The following is a 13,870-nucleotide window of genomic DNA, read 5'->3' on the forward strand; positions in this document are numbered from 1 at the left end:
TCCGTTATATCTTTTTTTTTCGTATATTTCGCCTTGACTACCTTAATACTCGCGATAGTCTTCTATGTTCATTTCTGCTTAGTATTTCGATAATCGGCAATAGGGGCTATCTGTAGCGGATGACGGTCTGGAATCTCGTAAGTCAGCCCCTGCTGATGCAGCTCGTCGAGGAACGTATCAAGATATACATCGGTTGCAAAACGCTGCATGAAACTGATGCTGAAAACACCTGCGGCAGCACTTACTTCCACTACAATCATATAGGCAGAGTCGGTCTCTGTGCGCATCTCCCTGATATATTGTTCGGCAGCACCAAGACCAGCCTTCCCTACATAGCTGAACATGCATGAACCGTACTGCTGGCTCAGTTGGTTTGTTGGAGCAAAGGCCTGATAGCGGGCTTGAAGCGTGGGCAGCTGTTCCACCCTTTCCATACGGTCCTGGGTCTGCCAGAAATAGTCTTGCAGGTTGTCTGGATAAGTCTGCTCGGCTATCATCTTGCGGAAAGCTGCTATCTGAGTATCAAAGTCCGCCTGCTGCATATCTTGCCCCAGTGGCAGGAACAGTCCGCCTACTTGTGAATGGTGTGCCGCAGTGGTTCCGAGTGTCTTTCTCAAATCAACTGCTACTGTAACGGTTGGTGCCAGAGGCGCACTCTCTGGATGCAGACGGGCGATGGCTCTTGCCAGAAGCAGGGTTAGGAAAGAAGTAGGCGTGGCACCGCATGCCCGCACACGCTTCATCATCTGCTCCTCAGAGATGCGTTTCTGTACCACTTCTTTCTTATCAGCAAGGGGTACGATGGCATCGGTGGCCAGATTGATAACCTTAGGACGTTCAGGCAGCTGCTGCGGGTGGATGCTCGTTGGTCTTGGCAGTGTGGCAGGATCAGTCCATTCTGCCTCGTCGATGATGTCACCTGCCACCCAGACTCCTGCAGGGTCTAACTCACTATCGTAGCGTCGCCGGCAGTATTCATAGAGCAATGTCTTGAGGATGCGATAGGCGGCAGTCCCATCGATGAGCGCATGAAAGAAATCCAATGCCACACAATCGCCCCACCATGAAAAAGCCATCAGATGTTCGTTGGCTTCTTCACTGCACAAGCATACGGGCTGACGACAGCCCGAGACTTTCCAAGGCCGTGGATTGTCGTGATAGACATAGTGCTCGCTGCCGTCAGCATCGCGTTCGACACCAAGTTTGACACACAGGTAAGGGTATCTCGTCTGTGCTGCTGCAACTGCTTCCTCGAACAGATGCCTATCCACATCATCTTTCATCTGAAGAACGATGCGCACTGTCATAGGGTACTCGTCATCGGCCCTATTCAAGTAGAAACGCTCAATATATAATCTTTTCATCTGTCGGTTTGGATTTGTCAAAGTCTATTTGCTCTGCATGAACAGCCAGTCGCGCACAGCTGCAATCTTATAGCCGTAGTCAAAAGATGCCATGTGCTCCATACCCTTGCCTGATTCAGGGAGTACACTGCCTGCCTCCCACTTGATGAAGATGATATTGCCGCCCTTGGCTATCAGTTCCTCGGCCAATCGTTCCTGTTCTTCGCTTGGAAGCTTTGCACTCCATGATGTGGAGTCAACACGGGCATTGTTCTCCTTCAGCACCTCAGCCAGGTCTTGCATACCACCGTATGCCTTTTGGTCGCCTCCGGCCACGATGTAGAAGAAATGCTTCCGCCCGAAGTCCTTCATCTTCGTAGTGTCCCACTGGCTGCTGACGAAGAGCGAGGCGGCAAAGAGGTCGGGATGGGTGATGTTGAAGTAGAACGACATCATGCCACCCATTGACTGTCCTGTGGTGTATAGGCGGTTGGTATCTACATTGTATTCCTTGCAGACGGTCTGAAGCAGTCGGATTGTCATTTCCACCTCGTCCGTCGTACTCCAATCATCCTGCACAGCCCAGTCGGTGTATTGTGGCACCAGGACGAATGAAGGATGCTTCTGCTGGTCTCTATTTGAAGCGAACTCCAAGGCACCATACCCTTGCGTGAGCGGAGCCGTCACTTCCTTTCCTGCAGTACTGGCATCAGCCATGAAGAGCACTAAGGGGAGTTTCTGACCTGCCTCGGCACCTTCGGGAACCAGCAGATTATACTCCATCGTCTTGCCCGTCTGAGTGTCGTTGAAAGTCAGTTGCTTGAACTTTCCTAGTGTCTCTTGCTTCAATGCCGCGAAAACGCTGTCAGAATCTTTGTTAATCACCATGTGGCCACCTTGGCGAGGACCACGTTCACCGCCCTTCTTCTGGGCGCAGGCTGTCAGGCACATCACTCCTACTGCCAGCAAAAACAATACTTTCTTCATATTTTCTTGGAGTGTTTCGAGTCACAGCTCTGGTCTCTGCCAAGACCTTTTTACTTAAACAATGTTGCAAAATTAGTTATTTCTGATAAATTCTGAGGTTTTATGAGTAATTTTGTGGCAGAATTTGAGAATTATTAGGATTTGGAGATGGGTAACATCAAGATAATAAAAGGTGTATTTGACACCAAACTGGAGCTGGAACATGCGGGTATCAAGGCAGGATTCCCCAGTCCGGCTGACGATTATAGGCATGAGACGATAGACCGCATCAACCGCATGCACGGCTCAGAGACCATTGTCATTGGTGCCCAGCAATACACTCCAAAAAATGGTAAAGGCAAAGCTGAGGTGTTTGCCAATGCCATTAAGCACGATTTCAGAAGTAAGAATCCGACCACCCGTTGGAGTGACATTATAAAACTACGCTGAAAATGGAATGAATATGAAAAAGATAGCACTCATTACCATCAGCCTCCTATGTTCAATAGTAATTCTGGCACAGGGCGTTAAGGGCTTCGTCAACAAGCAACTACAGACTTATCCTCAGTTACGTTTGCTCGACCTGTATAAGTCGTGCTTTCAGGACTACATGGGGGCAGAGCATCTTGTGTCGGACAGACAAAGGGTGAAGGCTTATTTGGATGATGAGCTGAATACTACCAGCATAGATGACCTGATGCCCTGGAACTATGAGCCTTGCGGCATAGACAGCAATTATTATCGTGTCAGTATCAGAACGATCAAGGAGTCTGTTATATCAGAGGATTTGCTATTGGATGCCTTTATTCGTAGTGCAAACAGCAAGAAGCGTCCTACTGTAGATTCTTGGAGAGACCGATGGCACGTGATTATTGGCACAATTGACAAGATGCAACTTGAACTCCCTTATTATCAGCAGGACAAAGCTTTCATTGACAGCATCCTGTCTGTCGGCAGATATGCCATCAGCCACTCTCCAGAGTATCGTGAGGCATACCATCCACACTATAGGATAGTAGAACGTGGTATCTTCGAACGAGAGTTAAAACCATTGATAGAGCAAAAGTATTTACAAAACAAAAACAATGATATGGATGACAAGAAACAAATAGAACAACTTTACAAGCAGATGTACCAAGCAATGATAGCCAAGGACATTGCAACTCTCAACACGATACTTGCAGAAGGTTCGGTTCTGATTCACATGACAGGAACCAAACAACCCAAGAAACAGTATCTGCATGAGATTGAGAATGGTACGCTGAACTACTATTCCGTAGAGGATGACGAGATTAGCATCACTGTGAATGGAACGACAGCGGAAATGACAGGTCGTAGCAGGGTCAATGCTGCTGTATATGGTGGTGGTCGTCATACATGGAGGCTACAGATGAAGTCCAAACTGGCTAAGAACGATGGCCGTTGGCAGTTTGTGGAATCAAAGGCATCAACATATTAATATGGAAAGCGTTATGGAATACAAGGTTTTGAATAATGGCCTGCGGATGCCGATGGTTGGTCTGGGTGTCTATAATATCTCTGAGAGAGAAACCCAGCGAGTTGTTGAAGATGCCATATCGGTAGGCTATAGGAGCATAGATACGGCTGCTATGTACTACAACGAGAAAGGTGTGGGGGATGCAGTTCGGGCATGTGGCGTTCCTCGTGAAGAACTGTTCATCACGACAAAGATATGCGATTCCTGCTATACGAAGGAGGAAACCTTGCGTACAGTTGACCATTCCATGAAGCAGTTGGGGCTTGACTATGTGGACTTGATGCTGATTCACTGGCCTGTCGGAAATCCTACCGTCATGTGGCACACGCTCGAAGAACTCTATGAACAAGGTATGTTTAAAGCCATTGGCATATCAAACTTCTATCCAAACACCTTTCCGAAGATTGTGGATGATGCAAAGGTGATGCCTGTCGTGAACCAGTGCGAGACTCATGTGCTCTATCAGCAACGGAAGATGCTGGAATACCTGAAGCCTTACAATGTAGCTCTTGAAGCCTGGAGTCCGCTGGCAGAAGGCAGGCATGGTATCTTCAAGAATCCTGTTCTTATGAGAATCGGTGAGAAATACGGTAAGACTTCCGCTCAGGTAGCCTTGAAGTTCCTGATCCAGAATGGTATTATCATCATTCCCAAGACTACCCACAAAGAAAGAATGGTTGAGAACATTAAACTCTTTGACTTTACGCTGTCAGATGACGATCTCCGTGAAATTCGCCTGCTTGATACAGGCAGGAATGTGACGGGCTGGCCGTCGGATGCACTTAAATACAATCCTAAAAGCAAATGATGGTGATTTCTGGCATTTCTGGCATGATTTAAAAGCCCAGTTCCCTGGTAAATAGGAACTGGGCTTTAATCTAATAGTTACAGACACATTCTGAAAATCTTCTCAACATCGGCAGGAGTCAGGTCGGTGAATCCGTGTAGAATGCCTTCTGCGCCACAGGCCTTGCGTGCCATTGCCGCGAAGTTCTTGTCGTCGATGCCGAGATCGGAAAGTCGCCTCTTCAGTCCGAGCGTCTCGAAGTAGAAGGTTTCGAGGGCTTTGATGGCGGCCTTAGCCCCTTCCATTACGGGCAGCGAGCCGTCCAGTCCCATCACGTTTATGCCGAAGCGCTGGATAATGGGGGCTGTCTCCTCGTCGAGCACGTAGGTGAGCCAGCGGGGGTGGAGGATAGCTAATCCATGCCCATGAGTAATATCGTAGAATGCCGACAGCTCGTGCTCCATCGCATGGCAGACGGTGGCCTGGAAGAATCCCTCGAAGAGGAAGTTGTTCAGTGCCCACGACGATGCCCACATCAGGTTGGCGCGCGCCTCGTAGTCATCGGGCTTGGCCAATGCCACGGGGGCATATTTCACCACGGTCTTCAGCACCTCCTCCTGTATGCGATGCAGCATGTCCATCGTGGGGCGCTTGGTGAAGTAGCACACGTCGAACACATGCGCCATGATGTCCACGCTGCCGCAGGCCGTCTGGTAGGGGCTCACGGAGAAGGTGTTCGTGGGGTCGAGGAACGACACGTCGGGATAGTTGTCGGGACCGAAGTAGCCCAGCTTCTCGTTGGTCTCCATGTTGCTGATCACGCAGCCGCCGTCCATCTCAGAGCCAGTAGCCGAAAGCGTCAGCACGGTGATGATGGGCAGCGACTCGCTGACCACGGCCTTCTCTGTGATGAGGTCCCACACGTCGTCGCCCTCATATTTGGCAGCGGCAGCAATAGCCTTTGTGCAGTCGATGGTAGAACCGCCGCCAACAGCCAGCAGCACGTCGATGCCCTCCTGCTTGCAGATGGCTGCACCCTTGTTTACCGTCGTGTGACGCGGGTTAGGCTCTACGCCGGACAGTTCAAACACACTGGCTCCAGCCTTCTGGAGTTCGGCCATCACCTTATCGTACAAGCCGATTCTCTTGATGCTGCCGCCGCCATAGACCATCAGCACCCGCTTACCGAAACGTGCCACTTCCTCATGCAGGTGACACATCTGCTCCTTACCAAAATACACCTTGGTCTTGTTCTCAAATACAAAGTCTCTCATATTTCTTATCTTTATACCATTATATTCTGAATCACGGTGCAAAGGTACGACGATTTTCTGATACTTTGGTTTCACAAATTACGCCACATTTTTCACTTTTTGCAGGAAATGCGATTTTGCAGGAAATAATCAATGATTCTTGAATCTTTCGCCAACGAAACCGTTGCCGACCTCACCTGCAATGAGGTCGAAATGTTGAAATACCGGCGGTGTTGGAGACAGGTCGTAATAGTCCATCTCTGCTATTGGCAGGCAGAAGTATTCCATCTGGTCATAACTTGTATAAAGGCGGGGCAGCACGGGATTATTATCATATATCCATCGTTTCACATCGTCTTCGACATTGAAGTTCACCATGCCTGAGCATCTGACGGAAATATTATCTGCGTATGCCAGTATCTCGACATTGGGATTCTGGCGCAACTCACGATAGACTGCCTTCTGGGCAGAAGTGGCAAAGTAGAGCACATGCCCTTCCTGCTTCATAATCTGGAAGATGCGCAACTTAGGCAGATTGCCCTCGCACGTGGCAAGGGCAATCTCTTTGTGGTCTTTCAGAAACTGAATTGCTTTGTCGAACATCTCGCTTACCATTTCAGTTCTTCCTGCAGGATGACACCATCAGTCATGGGACTGTCAGCCTCGGTGAAGGCATTGGCCTTGTACTGGATGCAGAGCATCGTCAGGTTCTCGCTGCCAGTATTCTTCAGTGCACGCTTGCCATCGGGAGCGACGCGGATAATGGTGCCTTCGCTGACGGGGAAAATCTCACCGTCCACCTGATACTGGCCTTCACCCTTCAGGATAATGTAAAGTTCCTCGTGAGTCTTGTGGGTGTGCAGGAAACCACTGTCCTGACCAGGAATGAGTGTCTGGAAACTCAGTTCGCTACCAGTTGCACCTACGGCCTGACCTGCGAACACCTTACCTTGAATGGTTACGTTGGGGCCCATCGGAAGCACGTGCTCGATAATCTCACTCATCTTACCTACGCTTACTGCGCTGAAGTTCTTTCCACTCTTAATTGTCTCAATCTGTTTCATAATTCTTATTCGTTTAAAATGTTATTTGTTCGTTTTGACGCTGCAAAGGTACAGCGAAAAAATCATTCCCACAAGAAGGCACTTTTTGGTGAGATAGTTACCAAAAAGTAGGAATTGTGATGTTATCGGACTTCTGCGAAAGTGGCGTTAACTTAGATTAACCAAGTGTAATTTGGTAATTCGGTAACTATTGGTTACCTTTGCACTAAAATCATGAATTATGGCAGATATTAAAGCTGAGTATTTAGCCTGTCCTATCAGGCAAGTAGTGAGTCGCTTTGGCGACAAGTGGTCTATGCTGGTGCTTTACATGCTCCACACCAGCGAGACGGGTGTATTGCGCTTTAATGAGATCCGTCGTCTGATGACGGACTGTTCCCAGAAGATGCTCTCGCAGACGCTGAAGAATCTGGAACAGAGTCACCTCGTTCATCGTGAGGTCTATCCGGAGGTTCCTCCCCGGGTGGAGTATTCCCTGACAGAGACTGGCAAATCGCTGATGCCTGCACTCACAGCGCTGATAGTCTGGGGCAAGGAGCATTTCAATGAAGTGGTAACAGATTAGCATTGTTCCATAAGACGATTATAAGAAGTAATATATCATGAGCAAGAAGTCGATACGTTTTTTCAATGACCGCGAGGTGCGTGCGGTATGGGACGAGGAGCACAGCAAGTGGTGGTTCTCGGCTACTGATATTGTGCGGGCGATAAATGATGAAGAAGACTACGTCAAGGCGGGTGGCGGCTATACTGAACTGGTGGGTAAGGGCGAACCAAAGAATCTTATCCCCTGGGACAAGCTTGCAGACTTTTTCAACAAGAACCTGAAGTAATGCCCATTGTAGTCATGGCACACCTTCGTAAAATTTGTACCTTGACCCTGAAAGAATCCACTCTGTTCACCCACGCCCAATGTATGCGAGTACACTACGACGACGGGTGGACAGAGCAGATAGCACGTAGTCAGAACCCTTTATCCTTCAACCATTTGTCAAGCGACTGCTCTGCCTTGTCCATCTCTCTGTCGTAGATGGCTGGTCCCTGTACGACATTCGCCTTGGGGAACAACTTACGGACAGTCGGGACAGTCCTGCAGAAGCGGTTGCCGCCATGAGTGGTGAAAAGCACTATAGTCTTGCCACTGAAATCATATCCTTCGAGGAAGGAATAGATGGCCATTGGCATGTCGTACCACCACAGGGGATAGCCAACGAAGATGGCATCATAGTCGGAGAAGTTCTCCACCCTCGATTTCAGTTCTGGTTTCATGTGGCTGGTATTCTCCACTTTGGTTTCGTCAAGCAGGGCTTTGGGCTCCGTAGGATAGCTCCGCACGGTCTCTATCCTGAACAAGTCGGCATTGAGTTTCTTGCTCAGAATCTCGGCTATATACTCTGTGTTACCATAGAGCTTGCCGTCCTTCACGATATTGCTGGCTCCAGACGTTGCATCCAGATCAGGATAATCGGGACTCGGCCAAGAGAAATAAGCCACGAGGAAACAGGAATCCTTGCCGATGGCCTTGATACCTGCCGCCTGCTCTTCCTGGCTTTGTTCGTACTTGTCGAAACGGTGGCGATACATATATGTACCTGCGACTGCTATGATAATGACAGACAGCAACACACCTAATAGTATTTTCTTTTTCATATATAGTCGCCCATTACCTTTGCTGTGTGGAATTTGATAATCCTGTTCATTCGCAACAATATCCAATATGGTCTGCAAAAGTGGTGCAAACCGAATGCAATCGAACTCGCTCGGATTGCTGAGGTGCAGCCCACTTCTGCAATTCGTTGCAAAATTACAGAAAATCTTGCAGACCAAAGAAGGATTTACTTGAAAATCTTGTTTGAATTTGACAATGATATCGCAGTTGACCCAAAACACCCCTTCGGGGCAACAGCAACCAGCCCAAGGCTGTACTCTCTGTACTTATGCGGTCAATCAATGCCTGTCGTTTGGCTCTATCCCAAAGACATGTATATCCGCAAGGCCATGCAGAAGTTTATGGAACTTATATAGAGTCGGTATTTAACCTAATTCTTTCCCAAAAGGTGAAAGAGCCAGCTTTGCCAGTCGGAAGTGCATCTTTCCGAATGGGATGCCGATGATGGTGATGCAGAATATGAGGCCGTAGAAGATGTGGGTAAGCCATATCCAGATGCCGCCAACGAAGAACCACAGCACATTCATGAAGATGCTCAGACAGCCTGGTTGCGACTCCCGCCATTTCACTTTCGTACCGAACGGCCAGATGGCCAGCATACCCAGTTTCATGCTCTGCAAGCCGAAGGGGATGCCGATGATGGTTATCATCAGTATCAGTCCTGCGATGAAATACTCCAAGGCTATATGCAAGCCTCCGAATATGACCCAGATGATGTTTCCTAACGTCTTCATTGATCTGATTTAGATGACCACGGCCGTTCCGCTGGTGGCTACCATGAGCATTGAGCCATTGGCTCCGACAGTCTCATAGTCGATGTCGATGCCTACGATGGCGTTGGCTCCAAGAGCCTGAGCACGCTGCATCATCTCCTGCATGGAGGTGTCCTTGGCTTCGGAAAGCACCTTCTCGTAAGCGCCAGCACGGCCTCCTACGATGTCGCGGATGCCTGCAAAGAGGTCTTTGAACATGTTGGCACCAATAATTGTTTCACCTGTCACAATACCCTTATATTCGCGGATGGTGTGACCTTCAATCTGTGGGGTTGTTGATAGTATCATAATCGTTATCTTTTAAAAGTTTCTATCTGTTAGACGTAAGATTGTGGCGAAAAGTTGCAAGCCCTCACAAAATATATAATGCTATCGCTGCACAGGCTTCGGCATCGGCCAAAGCATGGTGATGGCTCTCGAGGTTGTAGCCACAGGCAGCAGCTACGGTGTGGAGCTGATGATTAGGCAGCGAACGGCCAAATTGCCGGCGGGATGCTATCAGAGTATCGTAAAAGCGGTAGTCTGGATAGTCCATCTGATAGACTCTGAACACAGCTTTCAGACAACTTTCGTCGAAGCGGGCATTATGAGCCACGAATGGGATAGTGGCAATTTGGTATCTTACATCATCAAGATCTTGATCTGAAAAGAATATCTCAACAATTCGTTCCTCCAACTGTTGCCATACTTTGGGAAACACTAGTGCATCCTCTGTATCACTTTCCGAGATGCCATGTACCCGCTGACACCAATAGTTATAATAGTTCGGCTCAGGCTGGATCAGACTGTAGAACGAGTCAACTATCTGCCCGTCACGCACCATGACCACTCCGACGGAGCAGACACTTGACGGCTGCTGATTGGCCGTCTCGAAGTCGATGGCAATGAAGTCCCTGAGCATCGTTCAAATCTTTTTTGTTTCACCCTCTCTGGTGATTTCCCAGAATGGAATGTTCTTTTCATCCGTAAACTCCTTCATGCGCCACGAAGATTCAAAGCCTGTAGTGAAGTGCATAGGAACGAACAGTCCGACTTTGAACCGTTCGATGAATTGTCGGGCACCAAGGGTGTAGCCGTTACCTACACGTCCATCAATGGGGAACATCACCACATCGAAACTGTCGGCAACCTTACGGATGTCTTTCAACTCGCCAAGGAATTGCTTCTCGTGTGCTATCGGATTGAACGTCTCTTCCATCTCAAAACTGTATCGCTCTTGGTCTGGATTATCGTCTGTCAGGAACTTGGCATACCAGTTGTTCAGGTCGCCCGCATGGAAGAATCGTTTGACCTTTGGTCGAGCCTGCTTACGCTCGGCAGAGTCCAAGCAAGCTTGGCTCTGCTCTCGCTTAATCGCAGCCTTGTCCTCAGTCTCAACAATCCACGACACGCCGCTGTCTGTGCTACCTAACGCCCATACGGATATGCTGTCGTTAGACCATGTGCCACCTTTGGCCAACCACACGTCAGCATCTTCTTTACTGGCTCTCCGATGCTTATAGATGTCCTTGGAGAGAATGTAGGTGATATTCGGTTTATGCTTCTTCCACTCAAAGATTTCCTTCGTAAAATGGTCTTCGTGGAAGTGACTGGAGAAAACATATAGGGGCTTCTCGCTCCGCAGCACACCATCCATTACACCACTGGGATCCATCCAGTAGTCGAATACTAGGATGGACTGCTCCGTTTCGAGCACAAAGCCACTATGGAAGATGTAGGTCAGCGTCATGTTTCCTTTGCAGGTGTGAGCACATTTTACTCTTCATTGTCTTAGCCGATGCTCTTTCCTAAATCAAAAGCCTCCTGCAGTTTCGGATTACCCTCAATCTCACGAGGGTCATTCACACCTCCGCAGAAAAGCGTTCTTGCCAGGCGACTCTTGGGATAGCAGTCTATCCAGCCCGTCAACCCCGTCTCTGCACGCTTCGGAGTCTCGGTTTCATCCTCTGCAGCCGTTGTCAACAGATAGACATCACGAAACGCATAATCCTGTTCATACATCGCATTCATGCGGTCTATGAGGGTCTTCATTTGGCCGCTCATCTCATAATAGTAGATAGGTGTTGCCCAGCAGATAACATCAGCCTTCAGCACCTTGGCCATGATGTCGTTCACATCGTCGTTGATGACACAGCGGCCAAGTTTCTGGCAACCCAGACAACCCTTGCAGAACAGAATGTTCTTGCCAACGAGAGAAATCTTCTCCACTTCGTTTCCCGCAGCCTTGGCACCTTCAACAAACTGGTCAGCGAGCATGTCGCTGTTTGAGCCCCGTCTAAGGCTCGTAGATATCACAATTACTTTTTTCATATTGTCTCTGATTCATCTAAATAATGTTATTTGTAAATTACAAATCCAGATTTACCAGCTCATACTTCTTGGAGCCAAGGCCAATCTGGGCTGCATGGTCGATAGTGTGTGTGCCATGCTGCTTGTCGATGCGCTTCAGCAAATCGGTAGGATCGTTCTTGGCCGTCACTTTCTGTTGGTTGATGATGTCGATGCAGGCCTGGTCGAGCGCTACGGGATCGGTAGAGGCGAGGATGCCATAATCCTCCAGCTTCACAGGCTCGGGATGATCCACGCAGTCGCAGTCTATGGACATGTTGTTCATGACGCTGATGTAGATGATGCCCTGCTTCTTGTTGAAGTAGTTCACTACGGCTTGGGCAGCGGCTGCCATACTTTCGAGGAATCCGTCCTGATTACCGATGAACTCTGGAGTCCACAGCTTGCCCATATCCAGTTTCTCCATCTTGCCAGCCGAGTGGATGTAAGCCTTGCCGTTCTGACTGGCACAGCCGATGGAGAGGTTCTTCAGCGCACCACCATAGCCGCCCATAGGATGCCCCTTGAAGTGGTTGAGGGCAATCATGAAGTCGTAGTTGGCCATGTGTCCGCCAACGATGTCGTACTTGATGTGCGTCTGATCCTTTACGGGGATGCGAATCTCATCGTACTCGTCCATGATATCGACAGGAAAATACTTTGTGAAGCCGTGACGCTCAATCACTTTCCAATGGTTCTCTGACGTGTTGCGCTCGTCTTTCTTGTCGGAAGGGCCGTTGCCGTATGCTGTGTTACACTCCACAATGGTGCCGTCCACCTCCCATATCAGGTTTTTCACCAGTTCAGGTTTCAGGTAGTTGGGATTGCTGCCTTCGCCTGTTGACATCTTCACTGCCACACGCCCCTTGGCTTCAACGCCAAGTGCCTTGTAGATTTTTACCAACGATTCTGGTGAAATCTCCCTTGTGAGATACACCTTTGATGCCTGCTGAGCCATCACCGCAGCTGACGCCATCAACATGGCTGCTGCCAAAATAAAGTTTGCTTTTCTCATAAATACAATTTAATATTGATGGCAAAGTTACCAATAAATGCCGAAATTTCGCTATTTTTACGGAATGATTTAACAAATGTTGACGGCCATCACGCCTGAGAGGTTGTGGGGCATGTATGGCTCTTCCAAGTAGCGGATGTCTTCTGTTGTCAGACGGACATCGAGCGACTTCACGGCTCCCTCGATGTGGTGCAGTTTTGTGGCTCCCACGATGGGCGACTCCACCTTGGTCAACAGCCAAGCCAGCGAGATCTGCGTCATCTCCACACCATAGCGGTCGGCCAGTTCTACGACACGCTCCACCACCAGATTGTCCTGCTGGATTTCTTCGTCGGTTCGCGGCAGGAACTTCGTGGCTACCACCACTTCGTCACGCTTGGCCATATCATGCAAGGCACGTCCGACGTATTGCTCTGATGTGCCCAACTGATAGGCGATGGCCGTATCCATTTCTCTCACTTAATCACGACCTTCTTGCCGTTTTTAATGTATATTCCTTTTGATGGTTCCTTAACTAACATCCGACCGCCTAAGTCATAGATACAGGTGGGTGCTGCTGTTGTGGTTTTGGTCTCGTTGATGCCGGTAACAGTATTATAATTAATGGCAGAGAGCCAGTTCTGGATCAGTGTTGCCCGGTTTGAGTGATTGGAGTGATTGATCCAGAGATTCTCGCTGAAGTATTTGCCGTCAGGTACAAGACGTTTACAGTCGTCGACCACACCACTGATGCCGCTGCTGGCACTCGATACAATCAGACCGATGTTCTTGCCAGCCAGTTGTGAACCATAGTTGAACAGGTAGGTTTGCATATTGGCTGCCATCTGGCTCCACCAGAGGGGGGTAACGATGATGATGGTTTCGTAATCGTTCAAAGATGTCGTTACGGGGTCGATGGCAGGATAGCTGCCGGCATCATTGGGGTTGGCCTTGATGGCATTGAGCAACTGAGTACCCAATGCGTAATTGTTGGCCTCGTACTTCAGTCCCTTCTCGGCTGGTTGAATCTCCAGCACGTCAGCCTGAATCTGGCTGGTCAGCGTGGTTACTATCTCACGGCAGTTACCTGTATAGCTGTAGTACACCACGAGTGTCTTCGATGATGCGCTTGTACTCAGCAATGTGAGCATCGTACAAAAGAGAAACATTATTTTCTTCATGGCAATTGTATATT

General features: G+C 48.9%; 19 protein-coding genes and 1 pseudogene. 6 read left to right on the forward strand and 14 right to left on the reverse strand.

Annotated features, from left to right (window positions below; translation table 11 throughout):
* Positions 1-68: 68 nt before the first annotated feature.
* Positions 69-1,364 carry a hypothetical protein gene (locus BMY16_RS08330; RefSeq protein WP_091841611.1) on the reverse strand — a complete coding sequence of 432 codons (1,296 nt, stop codon included), beginning with the start codon at positions 1,362-1,364 and terminating at the stop codon, positions 69-71.
* A 24-nt stretch (positions 1,365-1,388) separates the two neighbouring features.
* Positions 1,389-2,330: a carboxylesterase family protein gene (locus BMY16_RS08335; RefSeq protein WP_139207174.1), complete on the reverse strand. Its 942-nt coding sequence runs from the start codon at positions 2,328-2,330 to the stop codon at positions 1,389-1,391.
* 147 nt (positions 2,331-2,477) lie between these two features.
* Between BMY16_RS08335 and BMY16_RS15835 the strand changes: the two genes are divergently transcribed.
* Genes BMY16_RS15835 through BMY16_RS08350 form a run of 3 tightly spaced genes read left to right on the forward strand, consistent with a single transcriptional unit; the run spans position 2,478 to position 4,615 of the window.
* Positions 2,478-2,759 carry a DUF4113 domain-containing protein gene (locus BMY16_RS15835; RefSeq protein WP_091841614.1) on the forward strand — a complete coding sequence of 94 codons (282 nt, stop codon included), beginning with the start codon at positions 2,478-2,480 and terminating at the stop codon, positions 2,757-2,759.
* A gap of 13 nt (positions 2,760-2,772) precedes the next feature.
* Positions 2,773-3,768, forward strand: coding sequence for a nuclear transport factor 2 family protein (locus BMY16_RS08345; protein WP_170836052.1), 996 nt, complete (start codon positions 2,773-2,775; stop codon positions 3,766-3,768).
* A 13-nt stretch (positions 3,769-3,781) separates the two neighbouring features.
* On the forward strand, positions 3,782-4,615 hold the full coding sequence (locus tag BMY16_RS08350) for an aldo/keto reductase (protein WP_091841975.1): 834 nt from the start codon (positions 3,782-3,784) through the stop codon (positions 4,613-4,615).
* A gap of 77 nt (positions 4,616-4,692) precedes the next feature.
* Here the strand turns inward: BMY16_RS08350 and BMY16_RS08355 are convergent, their stop codons facing one another.
* The 3 genes from BMY16_RS08355 to BMY16_RS08365 all read right to left on the reverse strand — a co-directional run bounded on the left by BMY16_RS08355 (position 4,693) and on the right by BMY16_RS08365 (position 6,911).
* The gene (locus BMY16_RS08355; protein ID WP_091841617.1) at positions 4,693-5,868 is read right to left on the reverse strand and encodes an iron-containing alcohol dehydrogenase; all 1,176 of its coding nucleotides are present in this window, start codon (positions 5,866-5,868) and stop codon (positions 4,693-4,695) included.
* A 129-nt stretch (positions 5,869-5,997) separates the two neighbouring features.
* Positions 5,998-6,450, reverse strand: coding sequence for a pyridoxamine 5'-phosphate oxidase family protein (locus tag BMY16_RS08360; protein WP_244512991.1), 453 nt, complete (start codon positions 6,448-6,450; stop codon positions 5,998-6,000).
* 5 nt (positions 6,451-6,455) lie between these two features.
* Positions 6,456-6,911, reverse strand: coding sequence for a cupin domain-containing protein (locus tag BMY16_RS08365; protein WP_091841620.1), 456 nt, complete (start codon positions 6,909-6,911; stop codon positions 6,456-6,458).
* A gap of 220 nt (positions 6,912-7,131) precedes the next feature.
* On the opposite strand from BMY16_RS08365, the gene BMY16_RS08370 reads away from it, so the two are divergent.
* Both BMY16_RS08370 and BMY16_RS08375 read left to right on the forward strand, forming a co-directional pair.
* Positions 7,132-7,476 carry a winged helix-turn-helix transcriptional regulator gene (locus BMY16_RS08370; RefSeq protein ID WP_091841622.1) on the forward strand — a complete coding sequence of 115 codons (345 nt, stop codon included), beginning with the start codon at positions 7,132-7,134 and terminating at the stop codon, positions 7,474-7,476.
* A 37-nt stretch (positions 7,477-7,513) separates the two neighbouring features.
* Positions 7,514-7,693 (forward strand): annotated as a pseudogene (locus BMY16_RS08375) (cell filamentation protein Fic); the annotation flags it as partial.
* A gap of 181 nt (positions 7,694-7,874) precedes the next feature.
* On the opposite strand, the gene BMY16_RS08380 reads toward BMY16_RS08375, so the two are convergent.
* Complete coding sequence (locus BMY16_RS08380) at positions 7,875-8,561, reverse strand: flavodoxin (protein ID WP_091841623.1); 687 nt, start codon at positions 8,559-8,561, stop codon at positions 7,875-7,877.
* Between the two features lie 33 nt (positions 8,562-8,594).
* Here BMY16_RS08380 and BMY16_RS08385 point away from each other — a divergent pair, with 33 nt between their 5' ends.
* Positions 8,595-8,936, forward strand: a complete 342-nt coding sequence (locus tag BMY16_RS08385) for a hypothetical protein (protein WP_139207175.1) — start codon at positions 8,595-8,597, stop codon at positions 8,934-8,936.
* Between the two features lie 9 nt (positions 8,937-8,945).
* Here the strand turns inward: BMY16_RS08385 and BMY16_RS08390 are convergent, their stop codons facing one another.
* The 8 genes from BMY16_RS08390 to BMY16_RS08425 form a co-directional block, all read right to left on the reverse strand.
* A complete protein-coding gene (locus BMY16_RS08390) occupies positions 8,946-9,314 on the reverse strand; it encodes a YccF domain-containing protein (RefSeq protein ID WP_091841626.1) in 369 nt (122 codons plus the stop codon).
* 9 nt (positions 9,315-9,323) lie between these two features.
* Positions 9,324-9,641, reverse strand: a complete 318-nt coding sequence (locus BMY16_RS08395; RefSeq protein WP_091841628.1) for a heavy metal-binding domain-containing protein — start codon at positions 9,639-9,641, stop codon at positions 9,324-9,326.
* 64 nt (positions 9,642-9,705) lie between these two features.
* Positions 9,706-10,254 carry a 3'-5' exoribonuclease domain-containing protein gene (locus tag BMY16_RS08400; RefSeq protein ID WP_091841629.1) on the reverse strand — a complete coding sequence of 183 codons (549 nt, stop codon included), beginning with the start codon at positions 10,252-10,254 and terminating at the stop codon, positions 9,706-9,708.
* 3 nt (positions 10,255-10,257) lie between these two features.
* A complete protein-coding gene (locus BMY16_RS08405; RefSeq protein WP_091841631.1) occupies positions 10,258-11,082 on the reverse strand; it encodes an MBL fold metallo-hydrolase in 825 nt (274 codons plus the stop codon).
* 41 nt (positions 11,083-11,123) lie between these two features.
* Positions 11,124-11,663: a flavodoxin family protein gene (locus BMY16_RS08410; RefSeq protein WP_091841633.1), complete on the reverse strand. Its 540-nt coding sequence runs from the start codon at positions 11,661-11,663 to the stop codon at positions 11,124-11,126.
* Positions 11,664-11,700: 37 nt separating this feature from the next.
* Complete coding sequence (locus BMY16_RS08415; protein WP_091841635.1) at positions 11,701-12,696, reverse strand: DUF362 domain-containing protein; 996 nt, start codon at positions 12,694-12,696, stop codon at positions 11,701-11,703.
* Positions 12,697-12,765: 69 nt separating this feature from the next.
* On the reverse strand, positions 12,766-13,146 hold the full coding sequence (locus BMY16_RS08420) for an aldo/keto reductase (protein WP_091841637.1): 381 nt from the start codon (positions 13,144-13,146) through the stop codon (positions 12,766-12,768).
* A 5-nt stretch (positions 13,147-13,151) separates the two neighbouring features.
* Positions 13,152-13,856, reverse strand: coding sequence for a flavodoxin (locus tag BMY16_RS08425; protein WP_091841639.1), 705 nt, complete (start codon positions 13,854-13,856; stop codon positions 13,152-13,154).
* Positions 13,857-13,870 lie beyond the last annotated feature (14 nt).

This window comes from Prevotella sp. ne3005, from assembly GCF_900110085.1.
GTDB lineage: Bacteria > Bacteroidota > Bacteroidia > Bacteroidales > Bacteroidaceae > Prevotella.

Excerpts from the sequence above, each read along its gene's own strand:
- BMY16_RS08330 (WP_091841611.1), bottom strand. The coding sequence starts at position 1,364 with ATGAAAAGATTATATATTGAGCGTTTCTACTTGAATAGGGCCGATGAC.
- BMY16_RS08335 (WP_139207174.1), bottom strand. The coding sequence starts at position 2,330 with ATGAAGAAAGTATTGTTTTTGCTGGCAGTAGGAGTGATGTGCCTGACA.
- BMY16_RS15835 (WP_091841614.1), top strand. The coding sequence starts at position 2,478 with ATGGGTAACATCAAGATAATAAAAGGTGTATTTGACACCAAACTGGAG.
- BMY16_RS08345 (WP_170836052.1), top strand. The coding sequence starts at position 2,773 with ATGAAAAAGATAGCACTCATTACCATCAGCCTCCTATGTTCAATAGTA.
- BMY16_RS08350 (WP_091841975.1), top strand. The coding sequence starts at position 3,782 with ATGGAATACAAGGTTTTGAATAATGGCCTGCGGATGCCGATGGTTGGT.
- BMY16_RS08355 (WP_091841617.1), bottom strand. The coding sequence starts at position 5,868 with ATGAGAGACTTTGTATTTGAGAACAAGACCAAGGTGTATTTTGGTAAG.
- BMY16_RS08360 (WP_244512991.1), bottom strand. The coding sequence starts at position 6,450 with ATGTTCGACAAAGCAATTCAGTTTCTGAAAGACCACAAAGAGATTGCC.
- BMY16_RS08365 (WP_091841620.1), bottom strand. The coding sequence starts at position 6,911 with ATGAAACAGATTGAGACAATTAAGAGTGGAAAGAACTTCAGCGCAGTA.
- BMY16_RS08370 (WP_091841622.1), top strand. The coding sequence starts at position 7,132 with ATGGCAGATATTAAAGCTGAGTATTTAGCCTGTCCTATCAGGCAAGTA.
- BMY16_RS08380 (WP_091841623.1), bottom strand. The coding sequence starts at position 8,561 with ATGAAAAAGAAAATACTATTAGGTGTGTTGCTGTCTGTCATTATCATA.
- BMY16_RS08390 (WP_091841626.1), bottom strand. The coding sequence starts at position 9,314 with ATGAAGACGTTAGGAAACATCATCTGGGTCATATTCGGAGGCTTGCAT.
- BMY16_RS08395 (WP_091841628.1), bottom strand. The coding sequence starts at position 9,641 with ATGATACTATCAACAACCCCACAGATTGAAGGTCACACCATCCGCGAA.
- BMY16_RS08400 (WP_091841629.1), bottom strand. The coding sequence starts at position 10,254 with ATGCTCAGGGACTTCATTGCCATCGACTTCGAGACGGCCAATCAGCAG.
- BMY16_RS08405 (WP_091841631.1), bottom strand. The coding sequence starts at position 11,082 with ATGACGCTGACCTACATCTTCCATAGTGGCTTTGTGCTCGAAACGGAG.
- BMY16_RS08410 (WP_091841633.1), bottom strand. The coding sequence starts at position 11,663 with ATGAAAAAAGTAATTGTGATATCTACGAGCCTTAGACGGGGCTCAAAC.
- BMY16_RS08415 (WP_091841635.1), bottom strand. The coding sequence starts at position 12,696 with ATGAGAAAAGCAAACTTTATTTTGGCAGCAGCCATGTTGATGGCGTCA.
- BMY16_RS08420 (WP_091841637.1), bottom strand. The coding sequence starts at position 13,146 with ATGGATACGGCCATCGCCTATCAGTTGGGCACATCAGAGCAATACGTC.
- BMY16_RS08425 (WP_091841639.1), bottom strand. The coding sequence starts at position 13,856 with ATGAAGAAAATAATGTTTCTCTTTTGTACGATGCTCACATTGCTGAGT.